The sequence below is a fragment of the Pseudomonas sp. PL-6 genome (genome assembly GCF_054110165.1).
In genome coordinates this window covers 1,371,703-1,378,739 of the sequence record NZ_CM134189.1, presented here as the reverse complement: position 1 = coordinate 1,378,739, position 7,037 = coordinate 1,371,703, and the positions used below count along the sequence as shown (strand labels likewise).

Below are 7,037 nucleotides of genomic sequence, written 5' to 3'. Positions count from 1 at the left end.
TCGGCGCCGAGCTGCTCCTCCAGGCGCCGCACCTGCTGGCTGACGGTGGACTGGGTCAGGTGCAGGCTGGCGGCCGCGCGGGTGAAACCGCCGGTCTGCACCACGGCGAGAAAACTGCGTAACAGTACGGGATCGAGCATGTCGCCACCCATCATGAAAGCCACTGGCAGGCATTCTACTATTTAATTTCCGAATCCAGCCGCGAATTCCTATAGTGCATGGGAGCCAATTTTCCGCTCGGGGATCGAACCCCGCGCCATTCACCCGCCGAGGCAATCTCTCGATGAGCAAATCGCCCTACTACTACGCACCGCATGGCGGTCACCCAGGTCAGGAGCAGCTGCTGACCGACCGCGCCATGTTCACCGAAGCCTATGCTGTGATCCCCAAAGGCGTGATGCGTGACATCGTCACCAGCCACCTGCCGTTCTGGGACAACATGCGCATGTGGGTCATTGCCCGCCCGCTGACCGGCTTCGCCGAGACCTTCTCGCAGTACATCGTCGAAGTCGGCCCGAACGGCGGCAGCAACAAGCCGGAGCTGGACGCCACTGCCGAAGGCGTGATCTTCGTCGTCGAAGGCGAATTCAGCCTGACCCTCAATGGCACCCAGCACGCCATGCGTCCGGGCAGCTACGCCTTCATCCCGCCGCAGAGCGATTGGTCGCTGCGCAACAACAGCAGCCAAGCCGTGCGCTTCCACTGGCTGCGCAAGGCCTACCAACCAGTCGAGGGCGTGCCTTACCCGGAAGCCTTCGTCACCAACGAGCAGGACATCGAGCCGATCGTCATGCCCGGCACCGAAGGCCGCTGGAGCACCACGCGCTTCGTCGAGATCAGCGACATGCGCCATGACATGCACGTCAACATCGTCAACTTCGAGCCGGGCGGCGTGATCCCCTTCGCCGAAACCCACGTCATGGAACACGGCCTGTACGTGCTGGAAGGCAAGGCGGTGTACCGCCTGAACCAGGACTGGGTCGAGGTCGAGGCCGGTGACTTCATGTGGCTGCGCGCTTTCTGCCCGCAGGCCTGCTACGCCGGCGGCCCGAGCCGCTTCCGCTACCTGCTGTACAAGGATGTGAACCGTCAGATGCCGCTGACCCTGGGCGGTCTGAAGCGCTGAGCGATGCCATCCCTGTAGGGTGCGCCGTGCGCACCGATGAATAAGGGTCACGCACGGCGTACTACGAAAAAGGCCACCCCTAGGGGTGGCCTTTTTCATTCATGCAGCAACCGATCAGCTATGGCGGATCAGGTGATCGAAGGCAGACAACGATGCCTTCGAGCCTTCGCCCATGGCGATGACGATCTGCTTGTACGGCACGGTGGTCACGTCACCAGCCGCGAATACGCCGGGGATATTGGTCGCGCCCTTGGCATCGACGATGATCTCGCCGAAGCGGTTGAGCTCCACGGTGCCCTTGAGCCAGTCGCTGTTGGGCAGCAGGCCGATCTGCACGAAGATGCCTTCCAGCTCGACGCTGTGCAGTTCCTCGGTGGTGCGATCCTTGTACACCAGGCCGGTGACCTTCTGACCGTCGCCCTTGACCTCGGTGGTCTGCGCGCTCTTGATCACGGTCACGTTGGGCAGGCTGCCCAGCTTCTTCTGCAGCACGGCGTCGGCACGCAGGCTGTCGGCGAATTCCAGCAGGGTGACGTGGGCGACGATGCCGGCCAGGTCGATGGCCGCTTCGACGCCGGAGTTACCGCCGCCGATCACCGCCACACGCTTGCCCTTGAACAGCGGGCCGTCGCAGTGCGGGCAGAAGCACACGCCCTTGGCCTTGTATTCCTGCTCGCCGGGCACACCCATCTCGCGCCAGCGTGCGCCGGTGGAGAGGATCAGGGTCTTGGCTTTGAGCGAAGCGCCGTTCTCGAATTTGACTTCGTGCAGGCCGCCTTCGCTGCTGGCCGGTACCAGAGCCGAAGCACGCTGCAGGTTCATCACGTCGACTTCATATTCCTTGACGTGCTCTTCCAGGGCGCGCACCAGTTTCGGCCCTTCGGTTTCCTTCACCGAGATGAAGTTCTCGATGGCCATGGTGTCCAGCACCTGACCGCCGAAACGCTCGGCGGCAATCGCCGTGCGGATGCCTTTACGTGCCGCATAGATGGCAGCCGATGCACCCGCCGGGCCACCACCGACCACCAGCACGTCGAAGGCCTGCTTGGCGCTCATATTCTCGGCGTCGCGGTTGGCGGCGCCGGTGTCGATCTTGGCGAGGATTTCCTTCACTTCCATGCGGCCGGAAGCGAAGACCTCACCGTTCAGGTAGATGCTCGGCACGGCCATGATCTGGCGGCGACCGACTTCTTCCTGGAACAGCGCGCCGTCGATGGAGACGTTGCGGATGTTGGGGTTGAGCACCGCCATCAGATTCAGCGCCTGGACCACGTCCGGGCAGTTCTGGCAGCTCAGCGAGAAATAGGTCTCGAACTCGAACTTGCCTTCGATGCTCTTGATCTGCGCGATGGTGTCGGCATCCAGCTTCGATGGATGACCACCCACTTGCAGCAGCGCCAGCACCAGCGAGGTGAACTCGTGGCCCATGGGGATACCGGCGAAGGCCACGCCGGTGTCTTCGCCCGGACGATTCAGGGCGAAAGACGGACGGCGGGCATCGCTGCCGTCGGTCTTCAGGGTGATCTTGTCGGTCAGGCCGACGATGTCCTGGAGCAGGCCCAGCAGCTCTTGGGATTTCGCGCTGTCATCGAGGGACGCGACGATCTCGAACGGCTGGGTGACCTTTTCCAGATAGGCCTTCAACTGGGTTTTCAGATTGGCGTCCAACATGGTGGAGAGTCCTCAATGACAAGAATTCGGGGCGATTAAAAGATTGTCGGAAACAATTTTTAACGTCGCGCTGCGACAGCCCGCTGGGTGGCTTGCCCTGAATGGCAGGCAATAAAATGCCCGGACGGATCGCGCCCGGGCATCGGGCACCACAAGGGCCGGTTGATGGCCCAAACAGCGCAGAGTTGGTCCTTTCCGGCCTGTGACAGACCGGAAAGGGAGCTGGCAGATTTAGATCTTGCCAACCAGGTCCAGCGACGGCGCCAGAGTGGCTTCGCCTTCTTTCCACTTCGCCGGGCAAACCTGGCCCGGGTTGGCGGCGGTGTACTGAGCGGCCTTCAGCTTGCGCAGGGTCTCGGAGACGTCGCGAGCGATTTCGTTGGAGTGGATCTCAACGGTCTTGATCACGCCTTCCGGGTTGATCACGAAGGTGCCGCGCAGGGCCAGACCTTCTTCGGCGATGTGCACGCCGAAAGCGTTGGTCAGGGCGTGGGTCGGGTCGCCGATCAGCGGGAACTGCGCCTTGCCAACGGCCGGCGAGGTTTCGTGCCAGACCTTGTGCGAGAAGTGGGTGTCGGTGGTCACGATGTAGACCTCGGCACCGGCCTTCTGGAACTCGGCGTAGTTGTTGGCGGCGTCTTCGATCTCGGTCGGGCAGTTGAAGGTGAAGGCGGCCGGCATGAAGATCAGCACGGACCACTTGCCCTTCAGGCTCTGCTCGGTGACTTCGACGAACTCGCCAGCGTGGAAAGCGTTGGCCTTGAACGGCTGTACCTGAGTGTTGATGAGGGACATCTCTGACTCCTTCTGAGGTTTCTGTGAGGGTTGAAAATTTACAGGGCGTATCTTAGCGGCCTAACGAAAAAAAGCTTATTGATTACGGCCATGATATTGATTGAATCAGCCAATCGCTGGCCGAGCCCGCGCCAGACGCGGGCTAGAGCTCTTGCTCAGACAAGATCGGGATCGATAAGCAGCACGATTTTACCTGCAACCTGATTACCGGCGAGTGTCTCGAACGCCGCTTCGCTGTCTTTGAGCGCAAAACTGCGCTCCAGTTGCGGCTTCAACCGGCCCTCGACGAACAGCGGCCAGACCTGCTGCTGCAGGTCGCGCAACAGGTCGGCCTTGAACTGGTCGTCGCGGTTGCGCAGGGTCGAGCCGATCAGCTGAATGCGTTTGCCCAGCACCTGTGCCAGGTCCAGCTTGGCTTCGCGCCCGCCCATCAGGCCGATGTTGATCCAGCGCCCGTCGCGCGCCAGCAGTTCCAGGTTGAGCGTCGCGTACTGACCGCCGACCGGGTCGAGAATCACGTCAAAGGGGCCGAAATCGCGCAGGCCCTGCAGGTCGTCGCCGCGCAGCACGCCCCCCTGGGCGCCGAGCCCCTCGCAATAGGCCAGCCGCTCGGGCGAACCGACGCTGACCCAGCAGGGGCTGCCGAATGCCTTGCACAGCTGGATGGCTGCCGACCCCACGCCGCTGGCGCCGGCATGCAGCAGCACCTTCTCGCCCGGCTTCAGGGCGCCGAGCTGGAACAGATTGAGCCAGGCCGTGGCATAGACCTCCGGCAACACCGCCGCCTCGACCAGACTCAGCCCCTCGGGCACCGGCAAGGCGTGACGGGCATCGACCACCACCTCCTCGGCCATGCCGCCGCCGGCCAGCAGGCAGCAGACGCGGTCGCCCACCTGCCAGGCGCTACCCGGCCCCACCTCGCTGATGACCCCGGCGCATTCCAGGCCCAGCGCCTCGCTGGCGCCGGGCGGCGGCGGATAGAGACCGGCGCGCTGCAGCAGGTCGGCGCGGTTGAGACCGGCGGCGGCCACCCTGACCCGAATCTGCCCCGCGTCGCACGCCTGCGCCGGCTGTTCCAGCCACTGTGCCCGCCCCTCGACGCCTTGCAATGCCTTCATGCTGCCCCCATAGTGGAAGTGAAATCGGGCCCGACGTCGACCGTCGGCCTCCCGCCTGGCGCCAACGGAACCTGGCGCGCTCAATTACGGCCTAATATGCGTTATCACCTGCCACTACGTCGAATCAGCATGAAGCGCTCTCTCGCAAGCACCGCCCTCGCCCTCGTCCTCGGCTTCAGTGCCCTGCCGTTGGCGGCCAAGACCACCAGTGCCGCCGACTGGGACTACCTGCAGCCGGATCGCGAGCAGGTGATTGCCAGCCTCAACGTGGTGGAACTGCTCAGGCGCCACCACTACAACAAGCCGCCGCTGAACGACGAACGTTCGCTGCAGATCTACGACAACTACCTCAAGTTGCTCGACCCGGCGCGCAGCTACTTCACCGCCGCCGATATCGCCGAGTTCAACCAGTGGCGCAACAAGTTCGACGACCTGCTGAAAAGCGGCGACCTCGAACCCGGCTTCGTCATCTACCGCCGCCACCTGGTGCGCCTGCAGGAGCGCCTGGAATTCGCCCTGGCCGAGCTGGCCAAGGGCGTCGACAAGATCGACTTCGATGTCGACGAGAGCCTCGAAGTGGACCGCGAGAAGGCGCCCTGGGCGGCGAACCGCGCCGAGCTCGACGAGCTGTGGCGCAAGCGGGTCAAGGACGAGGTGCTGCGCCTGAAGATCGCCGGCAAGGACACCAAGGACATCCAGGAACTGCTGACCAAGCGCTACAACAACCAGTTGGCGCGGCTCAAGCAGACCCGCGGCGAGGACGTGTTCCAGGCCTACATCAATGCCTTCGCCACCACCTACGACCCGCACACCACCTACCTGTCGCCGGACAACGCGGAAAACTTCGACATCAACATGAGCCTGTCGCTGGAGGGCATCGGTGCGGTGCTGCAGAGCGACAACGAGCACGTCAAGGTGGTGCGCCTGGTGCCGGCCGGCCCGGCGGAGAAGAGCAAGCAGATCGCCCCGGCGGACAAGATCGTCGGCGTCGCCCAGGGCAACGGCGAGATGGTCGACGTGATCGGCTGGCGCCTGGACGAAGTGGTCAAGTTGATCCGCGGGCCGAAGGGCTCCACCGTGCGCCTGGAGGTGATCCCGGCGAGCAACGCGCCCAGCGACCAGACCAGCAAGGTGGTCACCATCACTCGCGAGGCGGTCAAGCTCGAGGAGCAGGCGGCGAAGAAGAAGGTCCTCGACCTGGCCCACGAGGGGCGCAACTACAAGCTCGGGGTCATCGAGATTCCGGCCTTCTACCTGGACTTCAAGGCCTTCCGCGCCGGCGACCCGAACTACAAGAGCACCACCCGCGACGTCAAACGCCTGCTCAGCGAGCTGAAGGCGGAGAAGGTCGACGGCGTGGTCATCGACCTGCGCAACAACGGCGGCGGCTCGCTGCAGGAAGCCACCGAACTGACCGGCCTGTTCATCGAACAGGGCCCCACCGTGCTGGTGCGCAACGCCGACGGCCGCGTCGATGTGCTCGCCGACGAGAACACCGGCACCTACTACACCGGCCCGCTGGCCGTGCTGGTCAACCGCCTGTCCGCCTCGGCCTCGGAAATCTTCGCCGGCGCCATGCAGGACTACCACCGCGCGCTGATCCTCGGTGGCCAGACCTTCGGCAAGGGCACGGTGCAGACCATCCAGCCGCTCAACCACGGCGAACTGAAACTGACCCTGGCCAAGTTCTACCGCGTCTCCGGGCAGAGCACCCAGCACCAGGGGGTGATCCCCGACATCCTCTACCCGGACGTGATGGACACCAAGGACATCGGCGAGAGCGCCCTGCCCGCCGCCCTGCCCTGGGACAGCATCCGCCCGGCGATCAAACCCGAGCTGGATCCGATCAAGCCCTTCCTCGCCGAGCTGACCACCCGGCATGACCGGCGCACCGCCAACGACCCGGACTTCGTCTTCACCCGCGACCGCCTGACCCTGGCCAAGCAGCTGATGGCCGAGACCCGCGTCAGCCTCAACGAACACACCCGTCGCGCGCGCCAGGCCGAAGTCGAGGCCAAGCAGTTGAAGCTGGAGAACAACCGCCGCCAGGCCAAGGGCGAGGAACTGCTCAAGGAACTGCAGAAGGAAGACGAGGACGCCCTGCCGCCGGAAGACGACAAGAGCGCCCCGGAGGACGACGCCTACCTGGCCGAGTCCGGGCGCATCCTGCTCGACTACCTGGGGCTGAATCCCTCCCTGGCGCTGCACTGAGAACCTGCTTTACGATCTCGCGAGCCAGAGCCATGCAAGGCAAAAACAGGCGAGGAAGCGGAGTTTACGAGCTGTAAATGAGCATTCCGAGCCTGTTTTAAACGCAGCAGGGCCGA

The 7,037-nt window shown here is 64.0% G+C and carries 6 protein-coding genes; 2 read left to right on the top strand and 4 right to left on the bottom strand.

Annotated elements, in window-relative coordinates:
- A partial coding sequence (locus ACW9UL_RS06320; protein ID WP_457790917.1) for a LysR family transcriptional regulator occupies positions 1-140 on the bottom strand: 140 nt, incomplete at its 3' end.
- A gap of 143 nt (positions 141-283) precedes the next feature.
- Between ACW9UL_RS06320 and ACW9UL_RS06315 the strand changes: the two genes are divergently transcribed.
- Positions 284-1,126 (top strand): bifunctional allantoicase/(S)-ureidoglycine aminohydrolase, encoded by an 843-nt coding sequence (locus tag ACW9UL_RS06315; protein WP_206417406.1) that lies wholly within the window; start codon positions 284-286, stop codon positions 1,124-1,126.
- Positions 1,127-1,240: 114 nt separating this feature from the next.
- On the opposite strand, the gene ahpF is transcribed toward ACW9UL_RS06315, so the two are convergent.
- The 3 genes from ahpF to ACW9UL_RS06300 all read right to left on the bottom strand — a co-directional run bounded on the left by ahpF (position 1,241) and on the right by ACW9UL_RS06300 (position 4,710).
- Positions 1,241-2,797, bottom strand: coding sequence for an alkyl hydroperoxide reductase subunit F (gene ahpF, locus ACW9UL_RS06310; protein WP_457789544.1), 1,557 nt, complete (start codon positions 2,795-2,797; stop codon positions 1,241-1,243).
- 231 nt (positions 2,798-3,028) lie between these two features.
- On the bottom strand, positions 3,029-3,592 hold the full coding sequence (gene ahpC, locus ACW9UL_RS06305) for an alkyl hydroperoxide reductase subunit C (RefSeq protein ID WP_021442365.1): 564 nt from the start codon (positions 3,590-3,592) through the stop codon (positions 3,029-3,031).
- Between the two features lie 155 nt (positions 3,593-3,747).
- Complete coding sequence (locus ACW9UL_RS06300) at positions 3,748-4,710, bottom strand: putative NAD(P)H-quinone oxidoreductase, PIG3 family (protein ID WP_457789542.1); 963 nt, start codon at positions 4,708-4,710, stop codon at positions 3,748-3,750.
- 129 nt (positions 4,711-4,839) lie between these two features.
- On the opposite strand from ACW9UL_RS06300, the gene ACW9UL_RS06295 reads away from it, so the two are divergent.
- Positions 4,840-6,921 carry a carboxy terminal-processing peptidase gene (locus ACW9UL_RS06295; RefSeq protein WP_457789540.1) on the top strand — a complete coding sequence of 694 codons (2,082 nt, stop codon included), beginning with the start codon at positions 4,840-4,842 and terminating at the stop codon, positions 6,919-6,921.
- Positions 6,922-7,037: the final 116 nt, after the last annotated feature.